This window comes from Mesorhizobium bavaricum, assembly GCF_056781655.1.
Genome location: NZ_CM165566.1, coordinates 6,671,589 through 6,689,533, shown reverse-complemented (window position 1 = coordinate 6,689,533; position 17,945 = coordinate 6,671,589). Strand labels below are relative to the sequence as shown.

14 protein-coding genes are annotated in these 17,945 nt (G+C 63.2%); 6 read left to right on the top strand and 8 right to left on the bottom strand.

Going from position 1 to position 17,945, the window contains the following annotated elements; translation table 11 throughout:
- The first annotated feature begins 67 nt into the window (after positions 1-67).
- The 4 genes from AC1RZR_RS32340 (at position 68) to AC1RZR_RS32325 (ending at position 6,701) form a co-directional block, all read left to right on the top strand.
- Positions 68-2,749 (top strand): Wzz/FepE/Etk N-terminal domain-containing protein, encoded by a 2,682-nt coding sequence (locus tag AC1RZR_RS32340; RefSeq protein WP_481827161.1) that lies wholly within the window; start codon positions 68-70, stop codon positions 2,747-2,749.
- Positions 2,750-2,998: 249 nt separating this feature from the next.
- The gene (gene folD, locus AC1RZR_RS32335; RefSeq protein WP_481827160.1) at positions 2,999-3,898 is read left to right on the top strand and encodes a bifunctional methylenetetrahydrofolate dehydrogenase/methenyltetrahydrofolate cyclohydrolase FolD; all 900 of its coding nucleotides are present in this window, start codon (positions 2,999-3,001) and stop codon (positions 3,896-3,898) included.
- 56 nt (positions 3,899-3,954) lie between these two features.
- Positions 3,955-4,917 (top strand): GlxA family transcriptional regulator, encoded by a 963-nt coding sequence (locus AC1RZR_RS32330; protein ID WP_013530232.1) that lies wholly within the window; start codon positions 3,955-3,957, stop codon positions 4,915-4,917.
- 125 nt (positions 4,918-5,042) lie between these two features.
- Positions 5,043-6,701 carry a vWA domain-containing protein gene (locus AC1RZR_RS32325; protein WP_481827159.1) on the top strand — a complete coding sequence of 553 codons (1,659 nt, stop codon included), beginning with the start codon at positions 5,043-5,045 and terminating at the stop codon, positions 6,699-6,701.
- A 69-nt stretch (positions 6,702-6,770) separates the two neighbouring features.
- Here the strand turns inward: AC1RZR_RS32325 and edd are convergent, their stop codons facing one another.
- The 3 genes from edd to zwf all read right to left on the bottom strand — a co-directional run bounded on the left by edd (position 6,771) and on the right by zwf (position 10,835).
- Positions 6,771-8,594 carry a phosphogluconate dehydratase gene (gene edd / locus AC1RZR_RS32320; protein WP_481827158.1) on the bottom strand — a complete coding sequence of 608 codons (1,824 nt, stop codon included), beginning with the start codon at positions 8,592-8,594 and terminating at the stop codon, positions 6,771-6,773.
- Positions 8,595-8,667: 73 nt separating this feature from the next.
- The gene (gene pgl / locus AC1RZR_RS32315) at positions 8,668-9,384 is read right to left on the bottom strand and encodes a 6-phosphogluconolactonase (protein ID WP_481827157.1); all 717 of its coding nucleotides are present in this window, start codon (positions 9,382-9,384) and stop codon (positions 8,668-8,670) included.
- Positions 9,366-10,835, bottom strand: coding sequence for a glucose-6-phosphate dehydrogenase (gene zwf / locus AC1RZR_RS32310; RefSeq protein WP_477271420.1), 1,470 nt, complete (start codon positions 10,833-10,835; stop codon positions 9,366-9,368). The genes pgl and zwf overlap by 19 nt, the downstream gene beginning before the upstream one ends.
- A 296-nt stretch (positions 10,836-11,131) precedes the next feature.
- On the opposite strand from zwf, the gene AC1RZR_RS32305 reads away from it, so the two are divergent.
- Complete coding sequence (locus AC1RZR_RS32305) at positions 11,132-11,878, top strand: SDR family oxidoreductase (protein WP_477271418.1); 747 nt, start codon at positions 11,132-11,134, stop codon at positions 11,876-11,878.
- A 107-nt stretch (positions 11,879-11,985) separates the two neighbouring features.
- Here the strand turns inward: AC1RZR_RS32305 and AC1RZR_RS32300 are convergent, their stop codons facing one another.
- The 3 genes from AC1RZR_RS32300 to AC1RZR_RS32290 form a co-directional block, all read right to left on the bottom strand.
- Complete coding sequence (locus AC1RZR_RS32300; protein WP_481827156.1) at positions 11,986-12,852, bottom strand: SH3 domain-containing protein; 867 nt, start codon at positions 12,850-12,852, stop codon at positions 11,986-11,988.
- Positions 12,853-13,223: 371 nt separating this feature from the next.
- Positions 13,224-14,510 carry an NAD(P)/FAD-dependent oxidoreductase gene (locus AC1RZR_RS32295; RefSeq protein ID WP_481827155.1) on the bottom strand — a complete coding sequence of 429 codons (1,287 nt, stop codon included), beginning with the start codon at positions 14,508-14,510 and terminating at the stop codon, positions 13,224-13,226.
- 105 nt (positions 14,511-14,615) lie between these two features.
- Positions 14,616-16,049: a glutamine synthetase family protein gene (locus AC1RZR_RS32290; RefSeq protein WP_481827154.1), complete on the bottom strand. Its 1,434-nt coding sequence runs from the start codon at positions 16,047-16,049 to the stop codon at positions 14,616-14,618.
- 183 nt (positions 16,050-16,232) lie between these two features.
- On the opposite strand from AC1RZR_RS32290, the gene AC1RZR_RS32285 reads away from it, so the two are divergent.
- Positions 16,233-16,949 (top strand): HAD family hydrolase, encoded by a 717-nt coding sequence (locus AC1RZR_RS32285; protein WP_481827153.1) that lies wholly within the window; start codon positions 16,233-16,235, stop codon positions 16,947-16,949.
- Positions 16,950-16,978: 29 nt separating this feature from the next.
- On the opposite strand, the gene AC1RZR_RS32280 is transcribed toward AC1RZR_RS32285, so the two are convergent.
- Together AC1RZR_RS32280 and AC1RZR_RS32275 are read right to left on the bottom strand one after the other, a co-directional pair.
- Positions 16,979-17,386, bottom strand: coding sequence for a response regulator (locus tag AC1RZR_RS32280; protein ID WP_481827152.1), 408 nt, complete (start codon positions 17,384-17,386; stop codon positions 16,979-16,981).
- Between the two features lie 276 nt (positions 17,387-17,662).
- A complete protein-coding gene (locus AC1RZR_RS32275) occupies positions 17,663-17,905 on the bottom strand; it encodes an SMc00767 family acetate metabolism repressor (protein ID WP_111546723.1) in 243 nt (80 codons plus the stop codon).
- Positions 17,906-17,945 lie beyond the last annotated feature (40 nt).

Genomic DNA, 17,945 nt, shown 5'->3' with positions numbered 1-17,945 from the left:
CTGTTTAGCGTGGCTTAACGAATGGCGAAGCGCCGTTTGCAGGCCGCCAAGGGTAAAGCTCCAGACGATGGTCGACAGGGAAAACCGTGAAGACTGGAAGCGCGAGCGTTCGCTGCTGGCGCTCGGCCAGGCTGTGCGCGGCGACGACGAACCCGACGCGTCGCTGGTCTCGATCGGGGATCGGGCAGACCGGTCGTGGCGCGAGGATGCCGCCGCGCGCCATCGTCTCGCCCGGTCACGGCGCGAGCCGCGGCCGAACCCTTCGCAGCGCGAGGCGCTGTCGAACCTGAAGCCGTCGGACGCGGTCGGAACGGACGGGTATCAGGCTGGCCATGGTCCTGCTTCTGCGCAGGTGCCGCCGCAGCGCGGTTCATCCGCCGACGATAATTCAGCAACCAGATCGGCATCATCGGGCTACGCGCAAACCACGTCGCGGACAACGTCTGTTGCCGCCGAGCCCGCAGGCACGTATCGCCCCGATCGCACATCCGAACCTTACCGTTCAGGCGATGCGCGGGCGTCCCACAACGACGGCGTGGACAGCCAGCAATGGAAGCCGCTGATCGATCCGATGCAGGTCGTCCGCGGTGTTGCCAGGTCGAAGCTGTTGATCGTGACGACGACGATACTGGGTGCCGGACTAGGCATCGCCATCGCGCTGTCGACGCCGAAGAAATACGAGGCCACCACCGAACTGATCGTCGATCCGCGCGACCTGAAGCTCACCGATCGCGACCTCACCCAGTCGGTCGTCGCCTCCGACGCCACGCTGGCCATCGTCGAAAACCAGGTCCGGGTGCTGACGTCCGGTACTGTTCTGAACAAGGTCGTCGACAAGCTCAATCTCGTCAACGACCCGGAATTCAATGGGCAAGGCAGCGGCGGCCTCGGCGTCATGTCGCTCGTCCGCTCAATCCTGTCGCGGCACGACGGGCCGGGCGGTGTCGACGACACCCGCCGCCGTGCACTCGCTGTCGGCAACCTGGCCGAAAGCCTTTCGGTCGAGCGCGGCGGCAAGACCTTCGTCATCACCGTCAGCGCCACCACGCAGAATGGCGAGAAATCGGCTCTCATCGCCAACACGATGACGGATGTCTTCCTGCAGACCTTCGGCCAGATCCAGTCCGATACCGCCGGCCGCGCCACCGACGAACTGACGGCCCGGCTGGATGAACTGCGCAAGGGCGTCGAGGCGGCTGAGCGCAAGGTCGAGGATTTCAGGGCCACGCACGACCTCGTCGACGCGCAGGGCCACCTCATCAGCGACGACGAGATGTTGAAACTCAACGAGCAGCTGTCGGTTGCCCGCGCCCGCACCCTGGAGCTCAATGCCCGGGCGGCCTCGGCGCGTTCGGTCGACGTCAACTCGGTTCTCACCGGTACCTTGCCCGAGGAGATCAACTCCAACACGATGAGCGATCTGCGTTCGCAGTATGCATCGCTCAAGCAGGAGGCTGACCGCGCCGCCATCCGGTTTGGACCGCGTCACCCCGAACTCCAGGCGCTCAATGCCCAGCTTGCCGGTGCACGCGACCGCATCGCCGGGGAGCTGCACCGCATCGGCTCGTCGCTGCAGGTCGACCTCAAGCGCGCGGTCCAGCTCGAACAAGATCTCGCCTCTCGTCTGGCGCAGCTGAAGGTGCGCAGCGGCGACGTCAACAGCGATCTGGTGTCGATGCGCGAACTGGAGCGCGAGGCCGCAGCCAAGAGGTCGGTCTATGAACAATATCTGCTGCGCGCCAAGGAGACCGGCGAGCAGAAGGACATCAACACCGCCAACATCAATGTGATCTCGAAGGCCTTCGCGCCGCTTGAGCCGAACGGACCGTCGCGGGTCGTGGTGGCGCTTGCCGGGCTGTTGCTGGGCTTTGCCTCCGGTATTGGCCTCGGTGTCATGCGTGGCGCCTATGAGAGTTTGCGTGAGACCGCGACTTCGCGCTCGCGCCGCGACCCCATTACGGACGAACGCCGGGTGCCTTATGAAGACAAGGCATTTCAGGCAGCACCCCCGCCGGCACCACAACCACCGGCACCGCAGCCCGCGGCACCGCCACCCCCTGCGCCGCCACCGCCGGCATCACCCCCGCCTGTTCAGCAGGCTGAGATCACGCAGGACGAAGGCCCCGGTCGGATCAGTGCGCTGCTGTCGATGCTGCGCAAGGCCATGTCCCGCAAGCCGTCCCCGGAGGACACTGCCGATACCGATGAGTGGGTTTCACCCCTCGCTGACGTGAGATCAACGGAAGATTCGCGCTCCGTCTATTCCCAGTCGGCGGCCGCCTTTGCGCCTCGGCAGCCGGCTGCGGCAGCCTATCCGCCGCCGCCTTACCAGCCGGGCGCCCATGGCCCCTATCCGCAACCGATGGCGCAGCCGCCATTGCCTCCTCACATGGTGCAGCAGCGGCCGTATTCGGGCCCACAGGCCTATCCCTACGCGCAGCCGATGGGCTATCCGCAGGCGCAGCCCTGGCAGGTGCCCCAGCAGCCGGGCTATCCCTATCCGCAGCCCGCGCCCCATGCCGGACAGATGCCTTATCCGCCTCTGCCCGCTTCTCCGGTCTATCCGCAGCAGCCCACCTCGCCGCAGCAGTCAGTGCAGCCCTATGAGCCGCCATCGGCGGAGGCGCCGCGCGCCGCGGGCGATGTCGAACAGCAGGCTCCAATCGACGAAATCCGCGCCAGCCTGCGCGAATTCCGCGAAGCGGTCCGCGAACTCACCGAGACCCGCGCGCGCCGCCGTTACTTCTGAGCCACAAAATACTCCCCGGTGCCGAACAAAAACATGCCGGTTTCGCGTAAACGGCATGGGACGGCGCTTTGGCGGGATTGCGTGTTGGAATTTTCGTGAAAATGCCGCGTTGCATGTTGTCGAATGCACGCTCTCGGGCTTGATCCGGGTGCGCGGATTTCGCGGCAGGTGTCAGACAAGGATTCAAGGCGACGCATTCATGTTTTCGGATGCGGCCGCCTTGGGCGGAACGGTGTTGAAGGGTGGTCCATGGCCGAAGTGATTGATGGTAAGAGCGTCGCCGAAGACGTGGTGCGGACGGTCAAGACCCTGACGGCCGAACTGGTTGCGAAAGGCAACGCCAAGCCCGGTCTTGCAGTGGTCATCGTCGGCGAGGATCCGGCCAGCCAGGTCTATGTCGCTTCCAAGTCTCGCACCGCCAAGGAATGTGGCTTTCATTCCGTCCAGCACACGCTGCCGGCTGAAACTTCCGAACCGGCATTGCTGAAGATCATCGGCGACCTCAACGCCGATCCGGCCATCAACGGCATCCTGGTGCAGCTTCCGCTGCCTGCCCATATCGATGCCGGCAAGATCATCCAGACCATCGCGCCGGAAAAGGATGTCGACGGCTTTCATTTCATCAATGTCGGCAAGCTCGGCACCGGCGAACTCGAGACCGCCTTCGTGCCTTGCACGCCGGCGGGCTCGATGCTTCTGATTGAACGCGTGCGCGGCAAGGACCTGTCCGGTCTCAACGCGGTCGTCGTCGGCCGCTCCAACATCGTCGGCAAGCCGATGGCCAACCTCCTGCTTGCCGCCAACTGCACCGTCACCATCGCCCACAGCCGCACCAGGGACCTGCCGGCGCTCGCCCGCACCGCCGATATTCTTGTCGCGGCCGTCGGCCGGCCGGAGATGATCAGGGGTGATTGGGTGAAGCCCGGCGCCACCGTCATTGATGTCGGGATCAACCGCATCCCGGCGCCGGAAAAGGGCGAAGGCAAGTCGCGCCTCGTCGGCGATGTCGCCTATGCCGAAGCGGCCAAGGCCGCTGGCGCCATAACGCCGGTTCCCGGGGGTGTCGGCCCGATGACCATTGCCATGTTGATGGCCAATACGTTAGCCTCAGCCTACCTTGCGGCCGGATTGAAACGGCCGTCCTTCTGACCCACCAGAAAGCCGCAGCTTTGCCGAACCCAACTGTTCCTGTAGAACGGCCGGTCATGACTGACCCCGTTCAAGGTGGCCGGCAGTTCGCTTTCCTGCTGGTCGACAAGTTCTCCATGTTCTCGCTGGCCGCGGCGATCGATACGTTCCGGTCGGCGAACCGGTTGCTTGGCCGCGACTTCTACGGCTGGACCACGGTGTCGGCCGATGGCGATCCGGTGATGGCCTCCAATGGCCTGCCGCTCAAGATCGACTATGCCGTTGCCGACCTGCCGCCGGTCGACATCCTCTTCGTCTCGGTCGGATTGACGACGGAATTTCCCGGCAAGAGCAAGGTGCTGGCGGCGCTGCGCAGCTGGGGCCGGCGCGGCAACGCGCTCGGCGCGCTATCGGTCGGGTCCTACCTGCTTGCCGAGGCCGGCCAGCTCGAAGGCTATCGCTGCACCATCCATTGGGAAAACCGCGCCGGCTTCGTCGAGCGGTTCCCCGACATCAACTGCACCGGCAACGTCTTCGAGATAGATCGCAAGCGCTACACATGCGCCGGTGGCACCACCTCTATCGACCTGATGCTGGAGATCGTGCGTGGCGATTTCGGCTCCAACCTCGCCAATGGCGTCGCCAACCAGTTCCAGCACGAACGCATCCGCTCGGCCGGCGACCGCCAGCGTGTCGGACCTGAACGCGACCTCACCGGCAAGTCGGAGAAGCTCCGGCGCATCGTCGAGCTGATGGCCGACCACCTCGATGAGCCGCTGTCGGCGGTGCAGTTGGCCAAATCCGCCGGCCTGTCGGTGCGTCAGGTCGAGCGCCTGTTCCTGCGCCATCTCAGCGTCACGCCTGGCCGCTATTACATGCGGCTGCGGCTGGAGCGGGCGCGCGAATTGCTGCGCCAGACCAACATGCCGATCCTCGATGTTGCGATCGCCACGGGCTTCACCTCGCATTCCTATTTTGCCCAGAGCTACCGGCTGCAGTTCGGCCGGCCGCCTTCTGAAGAGCGGCGCACGACCTACTGAGCGGATTTTCGCTTCCGCTCAGAAGTTTGACATTCCGCCGCCCCACACCCGCACCCGGACTTGTGTCGTGGCGTCGCGTCAAATAGCTTTCCCGCCCGGACCGGGGCGGACTTGAGGAGATTTCGATGGCGGGACTAGCACGGAGCGTCGCTGCGGCGATCCTCCTTTTGTCGATGACCACATTCGGCTTTGCCGCAAACAAGGTCATCATCATTCTCGATGCCTCCGGCTCGATGTGGGCGCAGATCGACGGCAAGCCCAAGCTCGAAATCGCCCGGGAATCGCTGAGAACCGTGCTTCAATCGGTCCCCGCCGATGAGGAAATCGGCTTCATGGCATATGGCCATCGCGAAAAAGGCAGCTGCGACGACATCCAGTTGATCGTGCCGCCACAGGCAGGCTCGGCAAGCGCCATCTCGGCCGCCGCCGACAGCCTGAAATTCCTCGGCAAGACGCCGCTGACCGCCGCCGTCAAGCAGGCGGCCGAGGCGTTGAAATACACCGAGGACAAGGCGACCGTCGTCCTCATCACCGACGGGCTCGAAACCTGCAGCGGCGATCCTTGCGCGCTAGGTAAGGAGCTCGAAGCGTCCGGCGTCGATTTCACCGCCGACGTCGTCGGCTTCGGCCTGACCGCCGACGAGGGCAGGCAGATCGCCTGCCTTGCCGACAACACCGGCGGCAAATACATCCAGGCTTCCGACGAGAAGGCGTTGCAGGAGGCGCTTGTCGAGACCGTGGCGGCGCCAGCGCCGGCTCCGGAACCCGCTCCCGCCCCGACGCCTGCGCCCGAACCCGCGAAACCGGAATTCAATTTGCTGCCGACAGCGGTGCTTGCCGAAGGCGGCGACCCCGTCACCGACGGCAACGCCTGGGAAATTTACAAGGCGAAATCCGACGGTACGCGCGGTGACTACATCAGCACCGAATACGGCGCCTACAAGGGCAATCTGGAACCGGGCGATTATATCGTCGTGGCAAGTGACGGCCAGGCCAAGACTGAGCAGAAGATCAAGATTGAGGCAGGCCAGGTCTACAAGCCTCTCTTCAACTTGAATGCCGGCACGCTCATCATCCATCCGCGACCGAGCGAGGGGGCAGATGTCGTCGATGGCGCGGCTGTCGTCATCGACTATCCCGGTGCTGACATGCCCGCCACCTTTTATGGGACCACGAAAGCCGTGTTGCCGGCCGGCGACGAGAAAGTGACTGTCACGATCGGGCAGGGCGTGGTTGCCGAGACGATTCCGCTGGCTGCCGGCAAGACCGTGGAAAAGGACATGATTGCCGGCGTGGGCCATGTCGTTGCCAATGCCTATTATGCTGCGGGCGGCGACAAGGCGGACGGTTCAGGCATCGGCTTCAAGGTGCTCAAGGCGAAAAAGAAGATCGACGGAACAAGGGACGAGGTGACCTATGCCTACGGACCCGACAGCAAGTTCGATCTGCCGCCCGATGACTATGTGTTGATTGCAACGGTTGATCTTGCCGTCGTAGAGCAGCCGTTCACCGTCAAGGCCGGCGAATTTCAGGATCTGAAGATCGCAATGAATGCCGGCGTGCTGGCGATCACCGCGCCCGGAGCCTCGAAGATCGAGATTTTCGAGACCAAAAAGGACATCAACGGCAACCGCAAGTCGCTTGGCTATGCATTCGACCAGAAGTATCAGGCGGCGATCCCGGCAGGCGACTACGCCGTCGTCTCTGAGAAATCGGACAACAGCTCGAAGGAAGGCTCCGTGACGGTCAAGGCCGGCGAGCGAGCTGAGCTGACTGTGCAATAGGATCGTATGTACGACCGCGGAAGGGTGGGCCATGGACCACCCTTTCTCTCGAACGTCGCAGAACTGCCGTCACGCCGTTCCAAACGCGCTGGCGCCATGGTCGGCACGGCCGACCAGTTGCCGGAAGCCAGCAAAAAGCTCGCGGCCGAAACCGAACTCGTTGCCGATGAGGTCGGCGTCGGCCGTCCGGCGCAGTGCGAAGTCTCCGGCCGGCACCAGCACTTCCAGCGTTCCGGCTTCGGCGTCGAGCCGGATGATGTCGCCATCATGGATCCTGGCGATCGGTCCGTCCTCGACTGCTTCCGGCGTGACATGGATTGCCGCCGGCACCTTGCCGGAGGCACCCGACATGCGGCCATCGGTGACCAGCGCAACGCGCTGGCCACGGTCCTGCAGGATGCCGAGCACGGTGGTCAGCTTGTGCAGTTCCGGCATGCCGTTGGCCTTCGGTCCCTGGAAGCGGATGACGGCGATGAAATCACCGGTCAGCGTGCCTGCCTTGAACGCCTCGTTCAATCCTTGCTGGCTGTCGAAGACCTTGGCCGGCGCCTCGATGAGGCGCCGCTCCGGCTTCACCGCCGAGGTCTTGATGACAGCATGGCCGAGATTGCCCGAGAGCACTTTCAGACCGCCGGTTGCCTGGAACGCCTTGTTGAACGGTGCCAGCACCTTCTCGTCGCCGCTTTCGCGCGGCGAGGCCTCGCGCACCACGCCGCCATCGGCGCCAAGCTTTGCCTCGACCGCGTAAGGGCGCAATCCTTCGCCCCACACCGTCTGCACATCCTCGTGCAGGATGCCTTCGTCGAGCAACTCGCGGATCAGGAAGCCGAGCCCGCCAGCCGCGTGGAAGTGGTTCACGTCGGCGAGGCCGTTCGGATAGACCCGCGCCAGCAGCGGCACCGCTTCCGAAAGGTCGGAAATGTCCTGCCAGGTGATGGCGATGCCGGCCGCCGCCGCCATGGCGATCAGGTGGATGGTGTGATTGGTCGAGCCGCCGGTGGCGTGCAGGCCGACGACACCGTTGACGATCGACCGCTCGTCGATCATCCGGCCGACCGGCGTATAGGCATTGCCGAGCGCGGTGATCGCCAGCGCCCGTTTCGTCGCCTCGCGGGTCAAGGCCTCGCGCAGCGGCGTGCCCGGATTGACGAAGGAAGCGCCAGGCGTGTGCAGGCCCATGATCTCCATCAGCATCTGGTTGGAGTTCGCCGTGCCGTAGAAGGTGCAGGTTCCTGGCCCGTGATAGGATTTGGACTCGGCCTCGAGCAGTTCGGCGCGCCCGGCCTTGCCCTCGGCATAAAGCTGGCGGACCTTGGCCTTTTCGTCGTTGGGCAGGCCGGTGGTCATCGGCCCGGCCGGAATGAACACCGCCGGCAGATGGCCGAAGGTCAGTGCGGCGATCACCAGTCCCGGCACGATCTTGTCGCAGACGCCGAGATAGACGGCGGCGTCGAACATGTTGTGCGACAGGCCGATCGCGGCGGCCATGGCGATCACATCGCGTGAAAACAGCGACAGCTCCATGCCGGGCTGGCCTTGCGTGACGCCATCGCACATTGCCGGTACCCCACCGGCCACCTGGGCGATGCCGCCAGCCTCGTGCGCCGCGTCCTTGATCAGCGCCGGAAAGGTCTCGAACGGCTGATGCGCCGACAGCATGTCGTTGTAGGAGGTGATGATGCCGAGGTTCGGCACCTTGTCTGCACCCAGCGCCAGCTTTTCCCAGGGGCTGCACACCGCAAAGCCGTGCGCGAGGTTGCCGCACGACAGCACGGCCCGGTTGGCGGTACGGTTCGACGCCTCGGCGATACGGCCGAGATAGCGCTCGCGGCCCGGTCTGGAACGCTGGCGGATGCGTTCGGTGATGGCTTCGATATCGCGTCTGGCGGTCATGGTGTCGGTCCTTTCAGGCGAGGTCCCGGAACACCCTCCGGCTGTCTGCCGGGACCCTCGGCACGTTCACAGATCAGGGCGCCCAGAAAACCTTTACGGGCTTCGGTGCGGCGTCGAGCACGGCGCGGATTGGCTTTCTCGGTCCAGGTGCAACCGCGCTGTCGAAGGCGGTGCGCTTGTCTTCGCCTTCGATGTGCAGCGCGATGAAACCGGCATCGACGATGCGCGCCAGCGACAGGGTCAGCCGAGGCTCGCCGGCACTGACCGCGTGCACCGGCAGCACGATCCTGTCGGAGGACGGGTCGAGCAGCTTTGCCAGGTCGTCGGCATCGGGAAAGAACGAGGCGGTGTGGCCGTCCGGCCCCATGCCGAGCACGACGACATCAAGCGGCCAGGGCAATGACTGGAGCGCCGCGTTGTCGGACGCCGCGGCATCCTGGATGTCGACGGCTTCGTGATAGAGCGGCACGAAGCGTGCCGCGCTGGCTGCGTTCTGCAAGAGATTGGCGGCCACCAGCCCGGCGTTGGAACGCGGCGAGGAGGCCGGCACGAAACGCTCGTCGACCAGCGTCACAATCACCTTGTCCCAGGCGATGGGTAACGCCGAAAGGGCGGCGAAGAATTTTGCCGGGGTGGTTCCACCGGAGACGGCGAGAAGCCCTATGCCGCGCTCGGCGATAGCCTTTGTCAGGCGGTCGGCGACATGACCGGCAAGGGCGGCCGCCAATTCCTGGCGACCGGCGAAGCTATTCCAGCTGTAGGCGGCGCTGTTCAGTTGCTCTCGTGCCATGTCCGCCCGTCACGTTCGATCAATGCAATGGAGGCCGAAGGTCCCCAGGTGCCCGCAGTGTAGCCCTGCGCTTCCTGCCTGGCGCTCTCCCAGGCGTTCTGGATCGGGTCGATCCATTTCCACGCCGCCTCGACTTCGTCGCGGCGCATGAACAGGGTCTGGTTGCCACGGATGACATCCATGATCAGTCGTTCGTAGGCGTCCGGCGCTCGGCCGTCGAAGGATTGCGCGAAGCTCATGTCGAGCGAGATCTGGCGCAGCCGCATGCCGCCCGGACCCGGATCCTTGATCATGATGTATTGCTTGACGCCTTCGTCCGGCTGCAGCCGGATGACCAGCTGGTTGGCGAAGATCGGTCCGGCGCTGTCGCCGAAGATCGAATGCGGGATCGGCTTGAATTCGATGACGATTTCCGAAACCCGCGTTGCCAGCCGCTTGCCGGTTCTGAGGTAGAACGGAACGCCTGCCCAGCGCCAGGTGCCGATCTCGGCCTTGATGGCGACGAAGGTCTCGGTGTTGCTGTCGTGGGCAAGCTCCTCGACATACCCCTTTACAGCTCCGCTGGCCGAGGCGCCGGCACGGTATTGTCCGCGCACCGTATGTTTCGGTGCTTCGTTGCCGTTGATGCGCTTCAGTGCTCGCAGCACCTTCAGCTTCTCGTCGCGCACGGCGTCGGCGTCCATCGACGACGGGGCTTCCATGGCGACGAGGCACAACAGCTGCAGCATATGGTTCTGCACCATGTCGCGCAGCGCACCGGCCTTGTCGTAATAGGTGACGCGGTCCTCCAGTCCCACGGTCTCGGCCACGGTGATCTGCACATGGTCGATATGGGCGGAGTTCCACAGCGGCTCGTAGAGCGCGTTGGCGAAGCGCAGCGCCATCAGGTTCTGCACCGTCTCCTTGCCGAGATAGTGGTCGATGCGGAAGATCTGGCTTTCGTGGAAATCGTCGCCGACCAGGTCGTTGAGTGCTCGCGCCGAGGCAAGGTCGCGGCCGATCGGCTTCTCCAGCACGATGCGCGAGTTCGGCGTGATCAGCTTGTGCTCTTTCAGCTTGTGCGAGATATCGCCGAACAGCGCCGGCGCTACTGCCAGGTAGAAAGCGCGGATGCGGTCGCTGTCGCCGATCGCCTTTTTCAGCTTGTCGAAGCCGGCGCCGGTCGTGGCATCGGCCGAGACATACGAAAGGCGGGCAAGGAAGGTCTTCAGTTCCTTGGCGTCGATATCCGCAGCCTTGACGTGGTCGGAGATCGCCTGTTTGGCGAAGGCCTGGAATTCCTCGTCGGTCATCTTCGAGCGCGACGTGCCGATGATGCGCGTCGGCTCGGAGAATTGATGGTCGCGCTGGCGATAGTAGAGCGACGGCAGAAGCTTGCGTTCCGACAGATCGCCGGTGCCGCCGAAAATGATGAAGTCGAAAGGATCGACGGGGATGATCTGGCTGGTCATGGTCTGTCCGCTCTGACGCCGGTCGCTGTGACGCGGCTGATATAATCTAATCGATTTAAATTTTCCAGTGCCATGGTGTCACATCTGAGTGTTGCGCCTGCCTCTTGACAGCCCGATACCTCGGAGGCTTGTCGACAGGCGCGGCTCCGGAAGCCTTCGCAGTTGCAGCATAGTGCGGGATCGAAGCGAAAGCCAAAGGAGAAATCGGCGATGACCGCACATCTTTCGACCAACCCGGTTAGAAGTCGTGCCGCAGGCACACCGGTAGATCGTCACCAATCATGAGCGGGAAAAGCATGCGTCTGGAAAACAAGGTTGCCGTCATCACTGGTGCGGCGGCGGGCTTTGGCGAGGGCATCGCCAGGCGCTTTGCGCAGGAAGGCGCCAGGGTCGTCGTCGCCGACCTCAACGCCAAGGGCGCCGAGCGTGTCGCCGGCGAAATCGGCAAGGCGGCGATCTGGACCCAGACCGATGTTTCACTGCGCTCCGAATTCGACGAGATGGTCTACGCCGCGAAGAGCGCCTTCGGCCGCATCGACATCATGGTCAACAATGCCGGTTACACACATCGCAACGGCGACATGCTCAACGTCGACGAGGAAACGTTCGACCTGATAACCGCCGTCAACATGAAGGCGATCTATCACGCCGCACGCGCCGTGGTGCCGATCATGGATCGGCAGGGCGGCGGCGTCATCCTGACCACCGCCTCCACCGCGGGTCTGCGGCCACGGCCCGGCCTCACCTGGTACAATGCGTCGAAGGGCTGGGCGATCACCGCCACCAAATCGATGGCGGTCGAACTGGCGCCGAAGAACATCCGCGTCAACTGCCTCTGCCCGGTCGCCGGCGAGACCGGCATGCTGGAGAAGTTCATGGGAGCCGACACGCCCGAAATCCGCGAGAAGTTCCGCGCTTCGATCCCGCTTGGCCGGCTTTCGACACCACTCGATATCGCCAACGCCGCACTCTGGCTGGCATCGGACGAAGCCGCCTTCATCACCGGTGTGGCACTGGAAGTGGACGGCGGACGCTGCATCTGAAAGCGTCAACGCATGACCGCGAAAATCGGTACCGATTTTCGGAAAGGATCATGCGCAAAACAAGTGCCCGAAGGCGGCGGCATTTCGGCGGCGGGTCGTGACTGGCGTCAGGCGCCGGTCTTGATGTAGGTCTTGTAGATCCAGCCGGTCTTGCCGTTGTAGGTGATCTGGCACCACTTCTTGCAGCTCATCACCTGCACCGAGGTTTTGGCTGGCACCGTGGCGATGGCGGCCGCATTTTTCTTGGGGCCGCTGCGCATGGTCACGGCCCGCAGGATCCGTCCGGTTCCGGCGGCCGCGACTTTGCCTGGTTTCGCCTTGGCCTGGCTGCCGTCGCCTTCCGCCGCTTCGGGCTGCTCTGATGACACTTGCGGCTGCCCCGCCGGGATGGCGGCGGTTTTCGCGCCATCGGGATGGTCGCCCGCCGGCGGAGTGGGTGCGGCAACCTTGGCAAGTTCGGTGGCGGCATCGGTATCGGCTGCCGGCTGCGCGAATGCCACCGCGGCTTTGTCCGGCGCTTGTCCAACCTGGTTCGTCCCCTGGCTGGGAGCAGGCGTGCCGGCAGCGGATGCGGCTTTCGTCTGCGAACTGGTCCAGCGGGGATCATTGGCTGGCAGTGCCGGTATGGTGGCTTCCGCGGCCGCCACGGTCGGTGAAATCTTGTCCGATTTGCGCGCCGCCTGCGGCACTGCTGCTGCAGCCACAACCGCTCCCACCGGGGCGATTTTGGTCGTCTTCACCGGAATGGTTGGAATGGTCTGCTCGGGGCTCGCTGCCACTTGCCTGTCATTGGCCGGCAATGCCAGCCACAGCGCCACCGCGGCGACACCAAGCAGTGCGGCGGTGCCGATCGCGGCGATCACCAGATGCGAATTCGAGCGGACTTCCTGCCAGAAGGACGGCCGCATGTCATATCCGAACTGCATGGCAAAGCGCCGACGTTCCGGTGTACCGAAACTGAAGGGCTCTCTCACTCTTGCCACCTCCATAAGCGGGCCGATGTTCTTTCGATCGAATGCCAAGAAACCTGGCCCCAGATCTGCATCGGTCCCAAGAAACCAAAGCGGGCAAGCCCGCAGAATTCCCCGTCAGTCACCCACAACCGGCATCTTTATATCGGTAATTGTGGCATCACTACGCCCTTGCGAGGGATTCTGCTCCTTTGCGGGGGATTCTGCAATGTGCCGTGACGGCAACAAATATTACAACAATATTACATAGATGAGAGCGATCCTGTCCGTCTGGAGCACGATCCCGAAAGTGGCGGCCGGTTTTCGCTGGAGATCATGCTCTAAAAAACAGATCGAGCCCGTCCCGATTCCATCGCGACGAAGCAGTTTCTAGACTAGATCCTGTCCCGCAGCGCAAACCAGTTGAGCGCCAGGAACAGCAGCGGCGCGCGAAAGCGCCGGCCGCCGGGGAACGCCGGGATTTTCAGGTCCTCGATCAGCTTCAGCCGGTCGCGGTTGCCGGCGACGGTTTCGGCATAGAGCTTACCAAAGAAGTTCGACAGCATGACGCCGTGGCCGGAATAACCGCCGGCTGAGATCACATTGGGCATCACTTCGCGTACGAACGGCTTTCTCGGGACGGTGATGCCGACATAGCCGCCCCAGCCATGCGTGATCTCGACATCCCTGAGTGCCGGATAGAGTTCTGCGATCTGCCGGCGGATGTGGATGTGGATGTCCTTTGGATCGTTGACGCCATAGACTTCGCGTCCGCCGAACAGCAGTCGCCCGTCCTTCGATCTGCGGAAATAGCGCACGACGAAGCGGGAATCGTCGACCGCTTCACCTCCCGGCAGCACGGTTGAGTCCGCGCCCAGCGGCACCGTTGCGCCGATGAACGAACCGATCGGCATGATGTGCGCGGCACTCACCGGCTCGAGCGTGCCGCCATAGGCGTTTACCGCGATCAGGCATTTCTGCGCTGTCACCGTGCCTCTCGGTGTCGAAACCTTGACCTTGCCGCCACTGGAAATGATGCCGGTCGATGGCGTCTCTTCGAACAGTAGCGCGCCCGCCTGTGCCGCCACCCGCGCCGTGCCGATCACCAGCTTCATCGGGTGGATGTGGCCGGTGCCGGTGTCGCGGGTGCCGCCGAAATAGGCGGTCGAGCCCAGCCGCTCCGCCGTCTCCTTGGCATCCATGAAGGAAATATGCGGATAGGAAAAACGGCTCGCCATGATCTCGACATGGGCCTTGTAGTCGTCGACATAGCGCGGCTTGTGCGCCACCGAGAGCTGGCCCGGCATGTAATCGATATCGATCCGGTGGGCGGCGGCGAATTCAAGGAGATGCGCCTTTGCCTCTTCGGCAAGGTCGAACAGCGCCTTGGCGCGTGAGAAGCCATACTCCGCTTCGAGGTCCTCGACCCAGGCGCGTTGGCCGGTGCCGAGCTGGCCGCCATTGCGCCCAGAGGCGCCATCACCGAAGCGATGCGCCTCGATCAGCACGACATTGGTCCCTGCCTTGGCAAGGTGAGCAGCGGCCGACAGGCCGGTGAAACCGCCGCCGATGATAACGACATCGCATGTCCGGTCACCGTCCAGTGCCGGGTATTCCGGCCGTGGGCCGGCAGTGTCCTCATACCAGGAACGGCCGGGAGAGATTGGGGATTGGTAGGGCATGGTGGAGCAAAAGACTCGGGGATTTGGAAGGAGAAAGCGAATAGCGAGTAGGGAGTAGTAGGGAATCGGGAGGCGGCCGATATTGCTCGCTATTCGCTCCTGACGTCACACATTCAGCAGCAGATATTCCCGCTCCCAAGGACTGATCACTTCCATGAACGTCTCGAATTCCGCTCGCTTGATCGCCGCATAGGTGGCGGCGAAGGACTTGCCCAGATGCGCGCAGAGTTCTTCATCGCCCTCGAACAGGTCGACGGCTTCGAGCAGGCCGCGCGGCAGGTCGATCTCGTCGGCGTTGGCTGTGGTCAGGACCGGCGGCTCGGCCTTGACCTTGTTGGTGATGCCGATCAGCCCGCACGCAAGCGATGCCGCCAGCGCCAGATAAGGGTTGGCGTCCGAGGACGGGATGCGGTTTTCGACGCGCCGTGCCGCCGGATCCGAGCGTGGCACGCGGAACGCCGTGGTGCGGTTGTCGTAGCCCCATTTGTTGTTGACCGGAGCCGACGCCGCTTGTGTCAGCCGGCGGTAGGAATTGACATAGGGCGCGAACATCACCAGCGCATTCGGCACATGCTTCTGCATGCCGCCGATGAAATGGAAGAAGGCTTCGGTTTCCGAGCCGTCAGCAGCCGAAAAGATGTTCTGTCCGGTCTTCTTGTCGATGATCGATTGATGGATATGCATGGCCGAGCCCGGCTGCCCCTGGATGGGCTTGGCCATGAAGGTGGCGTAGATCTCATGCTTCAACGCCGCCTCGCGAATGGTACGTTTGAACATGAACACTTGGTCGGCCAGTTCGATCGGGTCGCCGTGGCGCAGATTGATTTCGAGCTGGCCAGCGCCTTCCTCGTGGATCAGCGTATCGATCTCCAGCCCCTGGCTCTCGGAGAAATGGTAGATGTCGTCGATCAGTTCGTCGAATTCGTTGACGCCGGCGATCGAATAGCCGGCGCCGCCGCCGATCGCGCGTCCCGAACGGCCGACGGGCGGCGTCAGCGGATAGTCCGGATCGGGATTCTTGCGCACCAGATAGAATTCGATCTCGGGCGCCACCACCGGCTTCAGGCCGAGCTTGTCATAGGCGGCCACGACGCGCTTCAACACATTGCGCGGCGTGAACTCAACCGAACGTCCGTCCTGGTGGACGAGGTCGCAGATGACCGCGGCCGTCGGGTCTTCTTCCCACGGCACCACCGTCAGCGTCGACAAATCCGGCATCAGTTTGAGGTCGCCGTCGTCTTCGGGATAGTGGAAGCCGTTGCCATCCTCGGGATAGCCGCCGGAAATCGTCGTCATGAAGACAGCCGACGGCAGCGCCAGAGAGGTATTGGAGGTGAATTTCTTCGACGGCATCATCTTGCCGCGCGCGACACCGGCCTGATCGGGCGTGATGCACTCGATGTCCTCGATGCCGCGCCATTCCAGCCAGGCGCTGACTTCTTTCCAGTTCTTGACGCCACGTTGGTTTTTCACGAAGGCAGGCGTGCGCGCCCGTCCTCCGCGGCTCGACGGACGGACTTCCTTTTTTGCAGGCGGCATCAATCACCAGATTGGGTTACGGATTGTGGAGTATAGCCGTGCCCCACTGTGGAAGGGAAGGGGAGCCACATCGGGCATTGGCCGACACAGTTGAAAATCAGGCCAATCGGCTTAGTTTCGGCGGCCCCAATCCCAATCGAGACTCCAATCCCAATCGAGACCCAACCATAGTCGAGACATTGAATGCGGCACGATAGCAAACTGACGACGATCGGCTTCGATGCCGACGACACGCTTTGGCAGAACGAGCAGTTCTTCCGCCTGACGGAGAAGCGCTTTGCCGCCATGCTTGCCGATCATGGCCAAGCCGAGCACATCTCGGCACGATTGCTGGAGGCCGAAAGACGCAACCTTGCCGTCTATGGCTTCGGCATCAAGGGATTTACGTTGTCGATGATCGAAACGGCGATCGAGGTCACGCAAGGCCGCGTGCCGGCCTCGGTCATATCAGAGATTCTCGATGCCGGCCGCGAGATGCTGAGCCATCCGATCGAGACCCTGCCGCATGCGCGCGAGACTGTCGAGAAGCTTGCCGGCGCATTCCGCCTTGTGCTGATCACCAAGGGCGATCTCTTCGACCAGGAGCGCAAACTGGCAGAGTCAGGCCTCGGGGATCTGTTCGACGCGGTCGAGATCGTCAGCGACAAGAATGCCGCCACCTATGCCCGCCTGTTCAGCCGCCACGGCGACGGTCCGGCGAAAAGCATGATGGTCGGCAATTCGCTGAAGTCGGACGTGGTGCCGGCCATCGAGGCTGGCGGTTGGGGTGTCCATGTGCCGCATGAACTGACCTGGGTGCTGGAGCATGTCGAGGCTCCGGTAGCAGAGTCGCGGTTCCGCCAGATATCCGATCTCGGACAGCTGCCCGAACTAATCGAAAGCATCACCAACCCAGCCTGACCGCAGGCTCAGCGGTTGATATCGCGGGCTCAGCGGTTGATCAGGCGATCGATCACCGGCTGCAGCCGTTCGGGTGTGATCGGCTTGGCGACCACCACGTCGATGATGCTCGACAGGCCCAGGCTTTCCCGCGTGCCATTCTTGGTTGAAAGCAGGATCACCGGCGGCAGCGATTTGCCCGAGGCCCGCCGCAACGCGTCGATGCTGGACATCAGATTGTCGCAGTCCTTGTTATCGGCGCCACCATCAAGGACAACGGCACCGGGAATGAGGGACCGCAAGATCTTTGCCGCCGTATCGGGAGTTTCCGAGATTGGCTTGAGCCCGGACCGCTCGACGATCTTCGAAATCACCACGCGATTGATTGGCGATCTCCCGACGACAAGCACTTGCGACGGATCACGGATCGTCTCGGCGCGCGATTCGCGGGTCACCATATTCAGATGTCTTGGAGTCGCGCCTTCACGGTTCACTGGGCACACAAGTCGGCCAAGAAGCTCGCCCCTATTTCAATGCAGAGTTGAATCTCGGGGGCAATTGGCGTGAGATCGTCGCCCATGTCAAGTTGAAATAAAACGCCCCGAAATCATCCCCGGGAGCAGTGAATTTCAAGCAACGCTACTGTACTGAGCTGTCCATGGGCACATTTCATAAAAAGAAAATTCACCTGCGCAGAGACTGCGCAGGTGAAGGGTCGGTTGAGCGGATTTCGATCAGCCGTGGCTCTGCTGCGTGACGATCACCGGGATCAGCAGATCGCCCCAGTTGCCGTCGCCGCCGTGATGTCGTGCCGAGCGCACGAGTTCCACCGAGACACCGGCCTCGACCGCCTTCATCACCGACTGGTTGAGGCGGTGCAGATCGTTGGCCAGCATGCGGATCGTCGCTTGCTGGTCGACGGTCATCGTCGTGGACTGTTCTTCGGCGCGTTCCTTGACACGGCTTATCGATGCCATTGGTCTTCTCCTTGTGTCTCAAGCCCGGTTGGGCGTTTCC